The organism is Mesorhizobium sp. M8A.F.Ca.ET.208.01.1.1 (assembly GCF_004791315.1).
Taxonomy (GTDB): Bacteria; Pseudomonadota; Alphaproteobacteria; order Rhizobiales; family Rhizobiaceae; genus Mesorhizobium.
The window spans coordinates 1-300 of record NZ_SRUT01000313.1 but is presented as its reverse complement, the minus strand read 5'-3'; the positions used below and the strand labels follow the sequence as shown (position 1 = coordinate 300).

Sequence of the window (300 nt, the reverse complement as noted above, 5' to 3'; positions counted from 1 at the left end):
CCCGACCGTGGTGCTCGGAGACCAGCGGTTCGAGGAGATCCTTGCGGTAGGTCTTGAGCCGCTCGAGCGTGCCACGCTCGTCGCGCTCCATCAGGCGCGAATAGCCGACCACGTCGCAAGCCAGGATCGCTGCGAGGTGGCGCTGCGTGGTCATCGCACTGCTCAGCCAAGCGCCTGCACGCGGGCCGCCCCGCGTCCATGTCCTGCCAACGTCCAGACGCGCCACGCGCATGGTATCCATCTCTCCCAGTCTCCGCCGATATTGAACGGAAACGCAGCTTGACCTTGCCTTCACGAGAA

1 pseudogene is annotated in these 300 nt (G+C 65.3%); it reads right to left on the bottom strand.

What is annotated here, in order from left to right:
* Positions 1-232, bottom strand: a pseudogene (locus EN851_RS37595) (adenylate cyclase); the annotation flags it as partial.
* Positions 233-300 lie beyond the last annotated feature (68 nt).